Annotated in this window: 11 protein-coding genes; all 11 read left to right on the top strand. The window is 63.2% G+C overall.

The annotated features are described in order from the left end of the window. Positions 1–2,029, top strand: a 2,029-nt coding sequence (gene infB / locus HMPREF1022_RS06990) for a translation initiation factor IF-2 (RefSeq protein ID WP_009302528.1), incomplete at its 5' end; no start/stop codon positions are given. 449 nt (positions 2,030–2,478) lie between these two features. Further along, entirely contained in the window at positions 2,479–2,769 is a 291-nt protein-coding gene (locus HMPREF1022_RS06985) for a DUF503 domain-containing protein (RefSeq protein ID WP_035061128.1), read from the top strand. After that, positions 2,756–3,772: a DHH family phosphoesterase gene (locus HMPREF1022_RS06980; RefSeq protein WP_009302527.1), complete on the top strand. Its 1,017-nt coding sequence runs from the start codon at positions 2,756–2,758 to the stop codon at positions 3,770–3,772. Before HMPREF1022_RS06985 ends, HMPREF1022_RS06980 begins: the two co-directional genes overlap by 14 nt. A gap of 66 nt (positions 3,773–3,838) precedes the next feature. Further along, complete coding sequence (gene truB, locus HMPREF1022_RS06975; RefSeq protein WP_008683143.1) at positions 3,839–4,792, top strand: tRNA pseudouridine(55) synthase TruB; 954 nt, start codon at positions 3,839–3,841, stop codon at positions 4,790–4,792. 25 nt (positions 4,793–4,817) lie between these two features. Next, positions 4,818–5,087, top strand: a complete 270-nt coding sequence (gene rpsO / locus HMPREF1022_RS06970) for a 30S ribosomal protein S15 (RefSeq protein ID WP_008683142.1) — start codon at positions 4,818–4,820, stop codon at positions 5,085–5,087. Positions 5,088–5,291: 204 nt separating this feature from the next. Then, positions 5,292–7,532, top strand: coding sequence for a polyribonucleotide nucleotidyltransferase (gene pnp, locus HMPREF1022_RS06965; protein WP_147568428.1), 2,241 nt, complete (start codon positions 5,292–5,294; stop codon positions 7,530–7,532). 80 nt (positions 7,533–7,612) lie between these two features. Next, positions 7,613–8,608: a hypothetical protein gene (locus HMPREF1022_RS06960; protein WP_008683140.1), complete on the top strand. Its 996-nt coding sequence runs from the start codon at positions 7,613–7,615 to the stop codon at positions 8,606–8,608. A 105-nt stretch (positions 8,609–8,713) separates the two neighbouring features. Further along, a complete protein-coding gene (locus HMPREF1022_RS06955; RefSeq protein WP_008683139.1) occupies positions 8,714–9,187 on the top strand; it encodes an NfeD family protein in 474 nt (157 codons plus the stop codon). Positions 9,188–9,287: 100 nt separating this feature from the next. Then, positions 9,288–10,250 (top strand): SPFH domain-containing protein, encoded by a 963-nt coding sequence (locus HMPREF1022_RS06950; protein ID WP_008683138.1) that lies wholly within the window; start codon positions 9,288–9,290, stop codon positions 10,248–10,250. A 30-nt stretch (positions 10,251–10,280) separates the two neighbouring features. Next, positions 10,281–10,577, top strand: coding sequence for a DUF1330 domain-containing protein (locus HMPREF1022_RS06945; protein ID WP_009302526.1), 297 nt, complete (start codon positions 10,281–10,283; stop codon positions 10,575–10,577). Positions 10,578–10,893: 316 nt separating this feature from the next. Next, the gene (locus HMPREF1022_RS16550; RefSeq protein ID WP_232221572.1) at positions 10,894–14,634 is read left to right on the top strand and encodes an ATP-binding protein; all 3,741 of its coding nucleotides are present in this window, start codon (positions 10,894–10,896) and stop codon (positions 14,632–14,634) included. The last annotated feature ends 2 nt before the right edge of the window (positions 14,635–14,636 follow it).

Genomic DNA, 14,636 nt, shown 5'->3' with positions numbered 1-14,636 from the left:
TGGCAGACCCGGAGGCACGGGCGCCCCGCGTCCCGGTGGTCCCGGACGGCCCGGCGGTTTCGGCCAGCCCGCGCCCGCCCAGCCCACTGACGGGCGTGACGGTCAGAGCAAGAAAAAACGGCTCAAGGGCCGCCGTACCGTGGACTTCCAGCAGGGAGATTTCGCCCGCCGCCAGAGCGACGATGATTCGCCGCGCCTGAACCGGGGCAAGGGCCGCCGCAAGGGCGGCAAGCCCGTGAATCTGCCCCAGGCCACCCAGCCCCTGAAGGCGGCCAAGCGCAAGATCCGCGTCACGGAAGCCATCCGCGTGGCGGACATGGCCCATCAGATGGGCCTCAAGGCCAATGAAATCATCAAGGTGCTCTTCGGCCTGGGCGTGATGGCGACCATCAACCAGTCCCTGGACATCGACACCGCCACCCTGGTGGCCGCCGAGTTCGGCTACGAAGTGGAAAAGGCGGGCTTCTCTGAGGATGACTATCTCCTGCCCAAGGAGGCCGACGCGCCCGAAACCCTGAAGCAGCGCCCGCCGGTGGTGACCATCATGGGTCACGTGGACCACGGCAAGACCTCGCTGCTGGACGCCATCCGCAAATCCAACGTGACCCGCGGCGAAGCGGGCGGCATCACCCAGCACATCGGCGCCTACCACGTGAAGACCAAGCGCGGCGAAATTGTCTTTCTGGACACGCCGGGCCACGAGGCCTTCACGGCCATGCGGGCGCGCGGCGCGCAGGTCACGGACCTGGTCATCCTGGTAGTGGCCGCCGACGACGGCGTCATGGAGCAGACCCGCGAGGCCATCAACCACTCGCGCGCGGCCAACGTGCCCATTATGGTGGCCGTGAACAAAATGGACAAGCCTGGCGCCGACCCGGACCGCGTGCTGCGCGAGCTGGCCGAGCTGGGTCTCCAGCCTGAGGATTGGGGCGGCGACACCATTGTGGCCAAGGTTTCGGCCAAGACCCGCCTGGGCCTGGACGACCTGCTGGAAATGGTGGCCCTGCAATCGGAAATCATGGAGCTCAAGGCCAACCCGGACAAACCCGCGCGCGGCCATATTGTGGAAGCCAAGCTGGACAAGGGCCGCGGCCCCATCGCCACGGTGCTGATTCAGGAAGGCACGCTCAAGCAGGGCGACAACTTCGTCTGCGGGCCCTTCTCGGGCCGCGTGCGCGCCCTGACCAACGACCAGGGCAAGAAGGTCAAGGAAGCCGGACCCTCCCTGCCCGTGGAAGTGCAGGGCTTTGAGGGCGTGCCCGTGGCGGGCGAGGAATTCTTTGTGGTGGCCGACGAAAAGCTGGCCCGCCGCATCGCCGATTCCCGCGCGGCCAAGCAGCGCGAACGCGATCTGGCCTCCGAATCCCGAGTCACGCTGGAAACGTTCCTCTCCCAGCGGGCTTCGGATCAGGAAACCCTGACCCTCAATCTGGTGGTCAAGGCCGACGTGCAGGGCAGCCTGGAAGCCATTACCGAGGCTCTGAACAAGCAGAGCACGGACAAGGTGCGCCTCAACGTGGTGCATGGCGGCACCGGCGCGATCACGGAATCCGACATTCTGCTGGCGTCGGCCTCCAAGGCCATCATCATCGGCTTCAACGTGCGTCCCACGTCCAAGATCAAGGATGTGGCCGAGCACGAGAACGTGGACATCCGCTTCTACGATATCATCTACAAGCTGGTGGATGACATCAAGAGCGCCATGGCCGGCCTGCTGGCCCCGGTGCAGCGCGAGGTCTACCTGGGTCAGGCCGAGGTGCGCGAGACCTTCAGCGTGCCCAAGATCGGCGTCATTGCCGGTTCCTATGTGGCGGACGGCAAGATCGCCCGCAATGCCGGGGTGCGCCTGCTGCGCGACGGCGTGGTGGTCTATACCGGCAAGATCTCGTCCCTCAAGCGTTTCAAGGATGACGCCAAGGAAGTGGTCAAGGGCAATGAATGCGGCGTGGGTCTGGAGAACTTCAACGACGTCAAGATCGGCGACATTATTGAAGCCTTCGAGACCGTGGAGGAAGCGGCGACGCTGTAGAGGCTGGAAGCCGGGTTACGGCCTGGTTGGATTGCCGGGTTATACGGCGAAAAACGGTTTTTCTTCCGCTGGCTGCGTCAGCGGCGCGGTTGGGACGCTCACGTACCTGAGTACGTTGCGTATCCCAACCGCGCCGCTTCCTTGCCTGCAAAAGAAACTCTTATTTTTACCGCATTCTTCGGCACGGGCCATCCGCCTCCGCTCCGCTTCGGCGGAGCAAGGGTGCTTCGCTCAACGCTGAAAAAAGTTGCCGGTACCATCACCACGCGCGATACCTGCTCTACGATTCTCCCTCCCGGCATCATTGGTCGTCAGCTTCCTTAAAAAATTTTTTATGTTGCCAAGGAAACAATATAATTTTGCTGACGCAGGCAGCATGAAAAAGCTGCTTTTCGTCAAATAACCAGGGCGTATTAACGGCCCCAAGCCAAGGCACAGCTTTTATGCCCATGTTCATGGCGGTTCTGACCGTCGAATTCAGCCTGGACGGCAACGACAACCTCAAGGCCAAGCGCCGCGTCGCCAACAGCCTGAAACAAAAAACCCGCAACAAATTCAACGTGGCCATCGCCGAAGCGGGCACCGAGGACAGCCTCACCCGCCTGCGTCTGGCCGTGGTTTCCATTTCCAACAGCGAAACCCACCTCCGTAGCCGCATGGACAAATGCGCCCTGATGATGGAAGCGGTCTGCTCCGAGGAAATGGTGGGCAGCCAGGTGGAGATTTATGCCGCAGACTGAACTGATTCCCGCGTTCTTCCGGGACGGCGCACAACGCATGGCCCAAGCCCTGCGGGGCGTGGACCGCGTCCTGGTGTCCGGCCACGTCAACCCCGACGGCGACGCCGTGGGTTCCCTGGCCGCCGCCGGGCATATCCTGCGCGCCATGGGCAAGGAATTCATACTCTACAGCAGCACCGGCCTGCCCCAATACCTGAAGTTCTTCCCCTTGCCCGGCACGGTGCGCACCAGCCTGAGGCATCTGCCTTTCACGCCCCACAGCGCCCTGCTGCTGGACTGCGGCGAACCCCACCGCCTGGGCAGTGAACTTGCCGATCGCCTGCCGCGCCTCACCAGCGTGAACATCGACCACCATCTGGGCGGGAACGGCATGGGCAGCCTGGCAAACTGGGTGGAGCCCCAGGCGGCGGCCACCGCCCAGCTCATGGCCTATGTGGCCCTGGCCGCCGGTCTGCCGCTCGAAAACGAACTGGCCTGCGACGTGGCCCTGGGCATCATCACGGACACGGGCGGCTTCTGCCACGGCAATACCAGCGCGGACGTCTTTTCCCTCTGCGCGCATCTGGTGCGCAACGGCTGCGATCTGACCGGGCTGCGCGAACGCCTGGAAAACACCTGGAGCATGGGCCGCATGCGCCTCTGGGGACGGCTCATGGACCGCGCCCGCCTGGAACGCAACGGCGAGATAGCTTTCTGCCGGGTGCTGCTGGAAGATCTGCGCCAATGCCGGGCCCTCAAAGAGGATTTGGAAGGCTTTGTGGAGCAGTTGCGGCGTCTGGGCGGAGTGCGCGCGGCGGCCCTGCTGCGCGAGGACAGCCCGGAACTGTGCAAATTCAGCCTGCGTTCCTACGGCGCCACGGACGTGCGCGCGGCCGCGGCCGCCCTGGGCGGCGGCGGGCACCTCAACGCGGCGGGCGGCACCTTGAGGATGACGCCGGACCGGGCCGAGGAAGCCCTGCTGGCGGCCGTCAACGCGCAACTGGACCGGGAAGACAATATCTGATCCGCTGTCGATAACAGATAACGTTTTGACTTCGCGCCGCTCTGCGGCTATGGTGCATGCTTGCGTATGACCAACGAGGAAACCGCCGCCGCGCCGCAAACGCGCCCGCCCCAGCTGCCCCAATTGCACGGGGTGCTGGTGCTGAACAAGCCCTCGGGCCCCACATCGGCCCGCTGCCTGACGGCGCTCAAGCGTCTGGGGCAGAAAAAAATCGGCCACGCCGGAACGCTGGACCCCCTGGCGTCGGGCGTGCTGCTGGTGTTGCTGGGGCAGGCCACCAAGCTCTCCTCGCACCTGATGGCGGGCGGCGGCAAGGTCTACAGCGGCGTTCTGCGCCTGGGCCGGACCACGGACACCTGGGACAGCCAGGGCCAGGTGCTGACCGAAGCGCCTTGGGAACACGTCAGCGAAGGCGATGTGCGGCGCGAGATCAGCCTCTGGCAAGAAGCGCGCGAGCAGCCCGTGCCGCCCTATTCGGCGGCAAAGCATGAGGGCCAGCCTCTGTACAAGCTGGCCCGCAAGGGCGCGGCGGCTCCGGCCAAGGTCAAACGCATGGAAATTTCACAGGCGGACACGCTTGATGTGAGCCTGCCGTTTGTGCGCTTTCGGGTCGCTTGCAGTTCCGGCACCTACATACGCTCCCTGGCCCACAGCTTGGGGATGCGACTTGGGTGCGGAGCCGTGCTCACGGAACTGACCCGGGAGTATAGTCACCCCTTCGGCCTTGACGCGGCCCGCGACCTGCGGGACCTCACGGCTGACCCCGCCCTGCTGGCCGCCAGCCTGCGTCCCATCGCCGCGGCGCTGCCGCACTGGCCCAGGGTGGAGCTCACGCCGGAACAGGCCGCGCGGGTCCGTAACGGCATTGCCGTGTCCTGCGCCGCAACCCCGTCCGATAACGGGACGGCGGAGGACGACTTGGCGTTGTTGCTGGTCCAGGGCGAAGCCCTGGCTCTGGCGCGGCGCGAGGATGCGCCGGGCGGGCCCTGCTGGGCCGTATTGCGGGGACTTTGGAACTAACTTCATCCTCTCAAGGAGAACTGCTGTGGTCATGGATGCGGAACAGAAAAAGACGGTTATTGACGCCCACGCCAAACATGAAGGCGACACGGGTTCCCCGGAAGTCCAGGTGGCGCTGCTCACCGCGCGCATTGAAGGCCTGACCGGGCACTTCAAGGTGCACAAGAAGGACTTCCACTCCCGTACCGGCCTGCTCAAGCTGGTGGGCCAGCGCCGCAAGATCCTGAACTATCTGAAGAAGAAAGATGTTCAGCGCTACCGCGCGCTTATCGAAAAACTGGGCTTGCGCAAGTAAACTTTTTGGCTGAAAGGGGGAGTCGCGGACTCCCCCTTGCCGCATTCGGCTTACGGTTCGTCCGCGACGCGGATGCGGCTGCATGAACGCCCCGCAGGGGCACAAACGCGAGAGAAGGGGGGTCCGGGAAAATCAGGCAAATTTGTCGTTCATTTGCCCGCTTTTGCCGGAATCCCCTTCGCACGAGCAAAGGATTCACATATGTTGCAGGATATTTTCAATCCCACCAGGGTCACAGCCCAGGTGGGCGGCAAGGAAGTCATTTTTGAATGCGGCCGTCTGGCCAATCAGGCCCACGGCGCGGTCTGGATGCAGTGCGGCGGCACGGTGGTGCTGGTCACGGTCTGCTCCCAGCCCCTGGAATTCGACAAGGGCTTTTTCCCGCTTACGGTGGAATATTCCGAAAAAATGTACGCCGCCGGACGCATTCCCGGCAGCTTCTTCCGGCGCGAGATCGGCCGTCCCTCGGAGCGTGAAACCCTGGTTTCCCGCCTCATCGACCGGCCCATCCGCCCGCTCTTTCCCAAAGGCCTGAACGAGGACGTCCAGGTGCTGGCCAGCGTGATTTCCGCCGACCAGGAGAACGAGTCCGACGTGCTGGCCCTGACCGGCGCGTCGGCGGCCCTGATGGTTTCGCCCCTGCCCTTTGAGGGCCCGGTGGCGGGCGGGCGCATCGGCCGGGTCAACGGCCAGTTTGTGCTCAATCCCTCCTTTGAGCAGCAGGCCCAGAGCGATCTGAACATCCTTTTCGCGGCCTCGCGCGACGCCCTGACCATGGTGGAGGGCGATGCCCGCTTCCTGTCCGAGGATGTAATCATCGAGGCTCTGGACTGGGGCCGCAAGGAAATCCAGCCGCTCATCGACGCCCAGCTTCAGCTGCGCGAACTCTGCGGCAAGGCCAAGATGGCCTTCACCCCGCATGAGGACGATCCCGCCCTGCTGGCGCGGGTGCATGAGCTGGCCCGCGAGGCCGGCATCGAGGACGCCCTGCGCGTGCCGGACAAGCTGGAACGCAAGGACGCCCGCAAGGCCGTGAAGGGAAAGGTCATGGAGGCCCTCAAGGCCGACCCGGCCTGGGCCGAGAACGAAGCCGCGCTGAAGAGCGTGGGCGACATCATCGGCGACCTGGAAAAGAAGCTGGTGCGCGCCCGCATCGTCAACGAGGGCACGCGCATCGACGGACGCGACACCAAAAGCGTGCGCCCCATCCAGATCCAGACGGGCGTGCTGCCCCGGGCCCACGGCTCGGCGCTGTTCCGCCGGGGCGAGACCAAGTCCCTGGTTATCGCCACCCTGGGCTCCTCCACGGATGAGCAGCGCATGGACTCGCTCACCGGCGACGTGACCAAGCGCTTCATGCTGCACTACAACTTTCCGCCCTACTGCGTGGGCGAAGTGAAGCCCGTGCGCGTGTCGCGCCGTGAAATCGGCCACGGCGCCCTGGCGGAAAAATCCCTGCGGCCCATTCTTCCGGCGGACGCGGATTTCCCCTTCACCCTGCGGGTGGTGGCCGAAACCATGGAATCCAACGGTTCCTCCTCCATGGCTGCGGTCTGCGGCGGCTCCCTGTCGCTGATGGACGCGGGCGTGCCGGTCAGCGCGCCGGTGGCCGGCGTGGCCATGGGCCTGATCAAGGAAGGCGAAAAATTCATCGTGCTCACCGACATTCTGGGCGATGAGGACGCGCTGGGCGACATGGACTTCAAGATCGCGGGCACGGCCGACGGCGTGACCGGCGTGCAGATGGACATCAAGATCACCGGCCTGACCACGGACATCATGCGCGCCGCCATGCGGCAGGCCCGCGAAGGCCGCCTGCACATCCTGGCCGAAATGGCCAGGGCCATCGCCGAGCCGCGCAAGGAGCTTTCGCGCTTCGCGCCGCAGCACGCCGAAGTCTTTGTGAACCCGGACATCATCCGTCTGATCATCGGCCCCGGCGGCAAGAACATCAAAGCTATCACGGCCGCCACCGGCGCGTCCGTGGACATCGAGGATTCGGGCCGGGTGTCCATTTTCGCGCCTACGGCCGAAGCCCTGGAAAAGGCCCGCGAAATGGTGGCCTACTACGACCAGCGCCCCGACCTGGGCAAGAACTACCTGGCCAAGGTCCGCAAGGTCATGGAAATCGGGGCCATTGTGGAAGTGCTGCCCAATGTGGAAGCCCTGGTCCACGTGTCCCAGTTGGATGTGAACCGCGTGGAGCAGCCCGGCGACGTGGCGCGCCTGGGCGAGGACATGCTGGTCAAGGTCATTGAGATCAACGGAGACCGCATCCGCGCCAGCCGCAAGGCCGTACTCCTGGAAGAACAGGGCCATCCCTGGAATCCCGAGGAAACCGCCCGCCCGCCGCGTTCCGACCGCGGCGACAGGGGCGACCGGCATGACCGCGGCGGACGCGGCCGGGATCGCGGCGACCGTGGTGATCGCGGCGGACGTCGCTGAACATAACGTCGAGTCCCGTCCTTCCGCTTCCCCCTTCGGGGAAGCGGAAGGACGGGGACGCACAGATGGGGATTTTTCGCATGCCCGGAAAACGCAAGGAAACAATGCCCGAAGAGGCTGTCGAACGGCCCGCCGCTGAGCAGTTTGTGCAGGTGAGCCCGGCCGACGGCGCGATGCCTGACGGACGGGAGCCCACGCCCGAAGAAATGGAAGCCATGCTCGAAGGCAAGAACCGCACCCACTTCGAAGGCCTGGGCGACGCCTGGGCCGTGCTCACCGGCCAGAATCCGGCCGAGGTGGTGCCCCAGGTGGTGGGCACGGTCATGCACGAGGGCGGCACCCGTCCCGCCTGGCAGTGGAAGCGCGGCGGCAGGGATCACATCCTGCTGGCCTGGCCCCAGGACCAGCCCGTGCGCGCCTCGGTGCTGGTGGCCGGGGAAGAAGGCGGCAAACTGGCTCCGGTCAGCGCCGTGCCCCTGCTGGACGGCCTGCCCAACGATCTGACCGTGGAGGAAGCCCACCCCTGGGAAAACGGGCTGGGCGCCAATGTGGCCGTGAGCATGATCGAGGGCAAGAATCCCATGTGGTTCTTTGACCCGCTCTACGGGCGGGACCGTGACGACCTCACGCCCGGCATCACCCATACTTTTCTGCTGGCCGGTCTGGCCTACGGCCTGCGCAAGGCCCTGCTGGACGAGGTGACCATCACCCAGGGCCCTAAATTTGAAGCCTACGCCGAAGCCTGGCTGGCCGAAAACCCCGGCGCATCCCGTCTGGACGTGCCGCCGCTCAAGGTCAAGGTGGCGGGCCGCCACATGATCATGCCGGGCCGTCGCTTTTGCGAATACCAGATGCGCGCCGTCATTGAGGAAGTCCAAGACTGCCAGCTGGAAAAAATGCCGGTCAAGCTCCTGTATCTGAGTTTTCCCTTTGAAAACCGCGAGCCCATGCGCCTGGCGCTCTATGTCTCCAAAATGGTGCTGGGCGACTTTGAGCCCGAAAAAGGCCAGGAAGTGGACGCCTATGTCTGGTTGCAGGCACGGATCATTGATATCGACCAGGGCCCGCAGCAGTAGGCGCGTGCTCCCGATCAACAACAGCGGATCAACGTTGAAAAGTGACATTCTCAACGTTGACGCTGCCCTCAGCCTGCGGCGGGTACGCGGTCCGGGAGGCGCGGCATGAGCGCGCCTCTGCTCTGGTTTTTGCTGGGTCTCGCTTTTCTGCTTATTGAGCTGATGGCCCCGACCCTGGTGCTGATTTTTTTCGGCGCCGGGGCTTGGGTCACAGCCTGCGTCGCGCTGCTGGGCCTCTCCCTGAACTGGCAGCTGGTGACGTTCATCTTTGTCTCCCTGTTCACCCTGCTTTTTCTGCGCCGCCATTTGCGCGCCGTTTTCGGCGGCCGGGCCCACCGGGTCGATGACCAGGGCGGCCATGCCCCGACCCATCCCCTGACGAACCGCGTAGGCACGGTCAGCAAAACCCTGCGCCCCGGCGAAGTGGGCGAGGTGAGCATTGACGGCAGCTTCTGGCGGGCCGTGGCGGAAACGGAAATCCACGAAGGCCGCCCGGTTCGCGTGCTCGGTACCCAGCCTGGCGATGCGCTGATGTTGCGGGTGGCCCCTTTCGACGGCCCTTCGGGAGAGCGGATCTAGAGCAGATTCGCTTTGAAATTGTACCAATTTCAAAGCTGACGCTGCCTTCAGGCTTGCGGCCCCGCCCTCCCCCTTCACGCACAACCATTCCGGAGCTCCTATGTCCCTCTTTGAATCCTTTGGTCAGTTCGGCTGGCTGTTCCTGCTGGCGGTACTGGTCATCATCGTTCTGATCAAAACCGCCGTTGTGGTGCCCAACCAATCCGCCTATGTGGTGGAACGTCTGGGCAAATTCCACAAGGTGCTTTACGCGGGCTTTCACCTGCTGCTGCCCTTTGTGGATGTGGTGGCCTACAAACGCAGCCTCAAGGAGCAGGTGCTGGACGTGCCCAAACAGACCTGCATCACCCGCGACAACGTCAGCGTGGACATTGACGGTGTGCTCTACCTCCAGGTCATCACGCCGGAAAAATCCGCCTACGGCATTTCCGATTACGAATGGGGCGCCATTCAGCTGGCTCAGACCTCGCTGCGCTCGGTCATCGGCAAGCTGGAACTGGACAAGACCTTTGAGGAACGTACCCGCATCAACCAGGAAGTAGTGGAGGCCCTGGACGCGGCCACCGCGCCTTGGGGGGTCAAGGTGCTGCGCTATGAAATTCGCGACATCACGCCCCCGGCCACGGTCATGGAAGCCATGGAAAAACAGATGCGCGCCGAACGTGAAAAGCGTGCCACCATCGCCGAATCCGAGGGCGAAATGCAGTCGCAGATCAACCGGGCCGAAGGCGCCAAGGCGGCGGCCATTGCCCAGTCCGAAGGCCAGAAGCAGGCCATCATCAACCAGGCCGAGGGCGAGGCCGCCCAGATCCGCACCGTGGCCACGGCCACGGCCGAGGGCCTCCGCATCGTGGGCGACCAGCTGGGCAACGACGGCGTGGCCGCGGCCCAGCTCCGGCTGGCCGAGGCCTACATCAACGAATTCGGCAAGCTGGCCAAGACCGGCAACAGCATGATCATCCCGGCCGACGTGGCAGACGCCGCCGGCATGGTGGCGACCATGACCAAGATCATCAAGCCGGGCCAGGGCCTGTCCGCCGAAACCAACAAGACCAAAGCCTGATTGGGCATATAGGCCAAGGGGGAATCGGCCATGGCGGCATTTTTCATAGTCAGCATCCAGCTCGACAATCCGGCCGCCCGTCCGCTCTATGACGCCTATATTAAGAAAGTAAGGCCCATCGTGGAACGTCACGGCGGCCGCTACCTGGTGCGGACCGAACGGCTTGCGCATCTTGCCGGGGATTGGCGGCCGGACCGGGTGATTATGATCCGTTTTCCGGACAGAGCCGCGCTGGAAGCCTGCTTCGCCTCGGAAGAATATCGGGCCATCCAGGATCTGCGGCTTGCGTCTGTCAGGAGCAGCGCGGTCATTGCCGAAGACGACTGAGCCCCACGCTTACAGCCTTTTCTCGCGCCGTGCCCCTCACAATCGGGCACGGCGCGTCCGCGTTCCGGACTCCCTTCATCCCGGTTCCCTGAAGGCGGATCTAAACAGGCAAAAGCAACGGCTCTCCGGCTTTTCCCGCATCTCTTGCGGAAAAACATCTTTCAGACTATGAGATTACAATACCCCTCCGTACCGACCCTCTAACCACACCTCTGTCTTATCCCGCCCTTCGCGCATTTCCTCAGTTCTTCTTCCATTGATTCCCCGTTGACGCCACATGGAGGTTCCCGAAGTGGACCCGAAACGACTGCCTTTGATGACGCGCCTTGAAAAAAAACTGGCGGATCTCGGCGTGGGCATGCGCGCTAAACTCATCAGCCTGTTTGCGGCCATCAAAGTCTTGCCTTTGATTCTGCTCGCCCTCCTGGCCTGGATGCAATCCAAGGAACTCGGCGAGGAACTGAAAGTCCGCACGGCGGAAATTTCGCGCAAGGCCGTGAAGGCCCTTGATCATACCGGCAAGATCGCGGTCAACGACACGGTGCAGGCCCTGGACAACCGTGCCACCGCCGAGATAGAGCGCATGACCACCGACACGGCCCGCGCCGTGGCCGACTTTCTGTATCACCGCGACGCGGACATTCTTTTTGCCGCCACTCTCCCCCCGGACGAGGCCTTGTACCGCAACTTCACAGCCCAAAAGCTGGGCCGCCTCGTCAAGCCCGGCCAGTGGGAGCTGGCGGCCAACGGGCGGTCCTGGCAGCGGGCAAGCCCGCCGCCGCCCGCGCCGCGGATCGCCTCCTCCATTGAGGAAAACGACTACAGCTTCCACTACCGGCCGCCCGATGGCTTTGAACGTGAATCCCGCCCCCTGTATCTTGAAATGACCTTTGTGGATCTTGACGGTATGGAGCGCCTCAAGGTGACCACTTCCCCGCTTTTGTCCCCGGCGCTCAAAAATATCGCCGACAGGCGCAATACCTTTGTCAGGGCGGAAAATTATTTCGCGGAGCTAAAAAAACTCAGGCCCGGCGAGATTTACGTTTCCGACGTCATCGGCCAATATGTGGGCACGAATTTCATCGGCATGTACACGCCGAGCAATACACGGGCCCGCCATATCCCCTATGATCCGGAAAAGCAGGCCTATGCGGGCAAGGAAAATCCCAACGGCATACGCTTCAAGGGCCTGGTGCGCTGGGCCTCGCCCGTGGTGCGCGACGGCGCGGTTACGGGCTACGTCACCCTTGCGCTGGACCATGACCACCTCATGGAATTCGTGGACAGGCTGACCCCGGCCCTTGAGCGCTACACGGAACTGCCCGACGCCTTTGAAGGCAATTACGCCTTTATCTGGGACCACAAGGGCCGCAGCATTTGTCACCCCCGCCACCACTCCATCGCCGGTTATGATCCCGAAACCGGCGACCCACAGGTTCCCTGGCTTGAAGAGCGAATTTACGAGGAATGGCAGGCCAGCGGCAAAAGTTATGCCGCGTTCATTGAGGACGTGCCCACCTTTCAGGCCCAGTCCAACAGCAAAAAACCAGCGGCTGAACTGACCCGCCGGGGCATGGTGGGCCTGGATTGCCGCTATCTGAATTTCGCGCCGCAGTGTACCGGCTGGTTCGACCTGACCAGGGACGGCGGCTCGGGCTCCTTTCGCATTTTATGGAGCGGACTGTGGAAGCTGAACACCGCGGCGGCCATTCCCTATTATACCGGGCAATACGGCAATAGCCGCCGGGGCTTCGGCTTTGTGGCCGTGGGCGCGGGACTGGACGAATTCCACCGCCCGGCCATGGCGACGCAGGCCACCCTGCAAAACCTCGTCAACGCCACGGATGAGGAACTTTCCGCCGTTTCCGAAGACACCTACCGGGCCATCAGCGAAAACCTCTGGCAGACCGCCGCGAGCCTGTCCGTTTCCACAACGCTCATGTCCGTGCTGGTCATCCTCATCGCCATCTGGATGGCCTCGGTCTTTACCAGGCGCATCGCGCAGATGGTCCGAGGCATCTCCCGCTTCCGCGCGGGCGAGCGGCAATTTCGTTTTCGCGCGCCGGTCAAGGATGAAATGGGGGCCCTGTCCGACTCCTTCGACGGTTTGGCCGACAGCCTGGTGAACAGCGACAAAGGCCCGCTCAGCATTGTCGATCTCTCGGGCAAGCTGGCATACATGAACGAGGCCGGGCTCGCCCTGATCGGCAAATCCCTGGAAGATGTGCTGGGCAAGCCCTATGCGGAAAACACCATCTTCCCTCCGGGCACGGCTTACTGCCCGCTGGTATGCCTGGCGCGCGGCACAGAGCCGGAGGTGCTCCGGCATGAACATTCCGGCCGCTACTACCAGGGAAGGGCCGAGAGCCTGACCGACGGCCGGGGCGTGGTTACAGGCCATCTTGTGCATACCGCCGACGTCACCGCCATTATCGAGGAGCAGAAACGCATTGAACGACAACGCGCCCTGCTGGAAACCATTTTCGTCAATTCTCCGGACATACTCTGGTATCAGGACAAGGAGGGCAACTACCAGGCGGTCAACCCGCGCTTTGCGGCCCTGGTGAATAAAACTCCCGAGGAAATTCGCGGATTGCCCGCGTCCGCCGTCTTTCCGCCGGAGGTCGCCGTCCGCTCGCTGGAAAATTTCCGGGCGGCCATCGAGGGCCGCACGCCTCTGTATACCGAAGAAACCGTGTATTTTGCCGACGGCCACAGCGAAAATATGGATGTGGTGCGCATCCCCCAATTCAATGCCGGGGGCGAGGTTCTGGCCCTGCTGGGCGTGGCCCGCGACGTTTCGCAGCGGGTTGCCGTGGAAAAGGAGCTGCGCCGGATCCAGACGGAATTGCAGGAGGCCTGTGCCACGGCCAACAGGGCCAACGAGGCCAAGAGCTCCTTCCTGGCCCGGATGAGCCATGAAATACGCACACCCATGAATGCCATCATCGGCATGGCCAATATCGCCAGAAAAAAACTGCACGCGGGCAGTCCCACCGATGAACTGCTGAACTGCGCCAATCAGATAGAGGTTTCCTCGCACCATCTGCTGGGCCTGCTCAACGACATTCTGGACATCTCCAAAATCGAGGCGGGCAAGATAGAACTGAGCGAAGACAGTTTTGCGCTTTCCAAGCTCGTGGACAGCGTGGAGAGCATTATCCGTCCCCGCTGCATGGAGAAAAACATTGCTTTCAATGTTGCCGTGGAAGGCATTGCAACCGCGCATCTGAAAGCGGACTCGCTGCGCCTGCGGCAGGTGCTGATCAATCTGCTGGGCAATGCGGCCAAGTTCACGCCGGAACTCGGGGAAATTCTTTTCCGGGTGCGCCAGGAGGACAGACGCCGGGGCGAACGCCTGATTTCCTTTCTGGTTCAGGACAACGGCGTGGGCATTGCCGAGGAAACGCTCAAGACCCTGTTCGAGCCCTTTGAGCAGGGGGGCACCCACATTGCCCGCGCCTATGGCGGCACGGGCCTCGGGCTCTCCATCAGCAAAAGCATCATCAAGCATATGGGCGGCGATATTGCCGTCACAAGCACGCCGGGCAAGGGCAGTGCATTTTCATTCTTGCTCTGGCTCAAGGAAGCGGACAACACCCCGCAACAGCGGGAAGCCCCCGACAAAAGCCCGGCAGCCTTGGCGGGCAAGCGCATTTTGCTCGTGGATGACGTGGAGATAAACCGCATCATCGTCATTGAACAGCTTTCGAACCTGGGTCTGCGGATGGATGAGGCCGCGGACGGAACCGAAGCCGTGGCGATGTTCGCACGCTCGCCCGTCAACTTCTATGACCTGATTTTCATGGATCTGCAGATGCCCAGGATGGACGGCTACGCCGCGGTCAAAGCCATCCGCGCCATGGACCGGCCCGATGCCCGAAGCGTGCCGATCATCGCCCTGACCGCCAATGCCTTCAAGGAAGACGTGGACCTGGTGCTGGCCAACGGCATGAACGGCCATCTTGCCAAGCCGCTTGAAAACGACAAGCTCATGGAGATGCTGGAAAAACTCCTGGCCAACGGCGACGGTGAACAGCGGCGGCCTCCGGCATAGCC

This window comes from Desulfovibrio sp. 6_1_46AFAA (assembly GCF_000224635.1).
Taxonomy (GTDB): Bacteria; Desulfobacterota; Desulfovibrionia; order Desulfovibrionales; family Desulfovibrionaceae; genus Desulfovibrio; species Desulfovibrio fairfieldensis.
Note: the sequence above shows the minus strand (reverse complement) of the source record. Positions and strands in the feature narration are given on the sequence as shown.

Excerpts from the sequence above, each read along its gene's own strand:
- HMPREF1022_RS06950 (WP_008683138.1), top strand. The coding sequence starts at position 9,288 with ATGTCCCTCTTTGAATCCTTTGGTCAGTTCGGCTGGCTGTTCCTGCTG.
- truB (WP_008683143.1), top strand. The coding sequence starts at position 3,839 with ATGACCAACGAGGAAACCGCCGCCGCGCCGCAAACGCGCCCGCCCCAG.
- HMPREF1022_RS06960 (WP_008683140.1), top strand. The coding sequence starts at position 7,613 with ATGCCCGGAAAACGCAAGGAAACAATGCCCGAAGAGGCTGTCGAACGG.
- HMPREF1022_RS16550 (WP_232221572.1), top strand. The coding sequence starts at position 10,894 with ATGACGCGCCTTGAAAAAAAACTGGCGGATCTCGGCGTGGGCATGCGC.
- HMPREF1022_RS06980 (WP_009302527.1), top strand. The coding sequence starts at position 2,756 with ATGCCGCAGACTGAACTGATTCCCGCGTTCTTCCGGGACGGCGCACAA.
- HMPREF1022_RS06945 (WP_009302526.1), top strand. The coding sequence starts at position 10,281 with ATGGCGGCATTTTTCATAGTCAGCATCCAGCTCGACAATCCGGCCGCC.
- HMPREF1022_RS06955 (WP_008683139.1), top strand. The coding sequence starts at position 8,714 with ATGAGCGCGCCTCTGCTCTGGTTTTTGCTGGGTCTCGCTTTTCTGCTT.
- HMPREF1022_RS06985 (WP_035061128.1), top strand. The coding sequence starts at position 2,479 with ATGTTCATGGCGGTTCTGACCGTCGAATTCAGCCTGGACGGCAACGAC.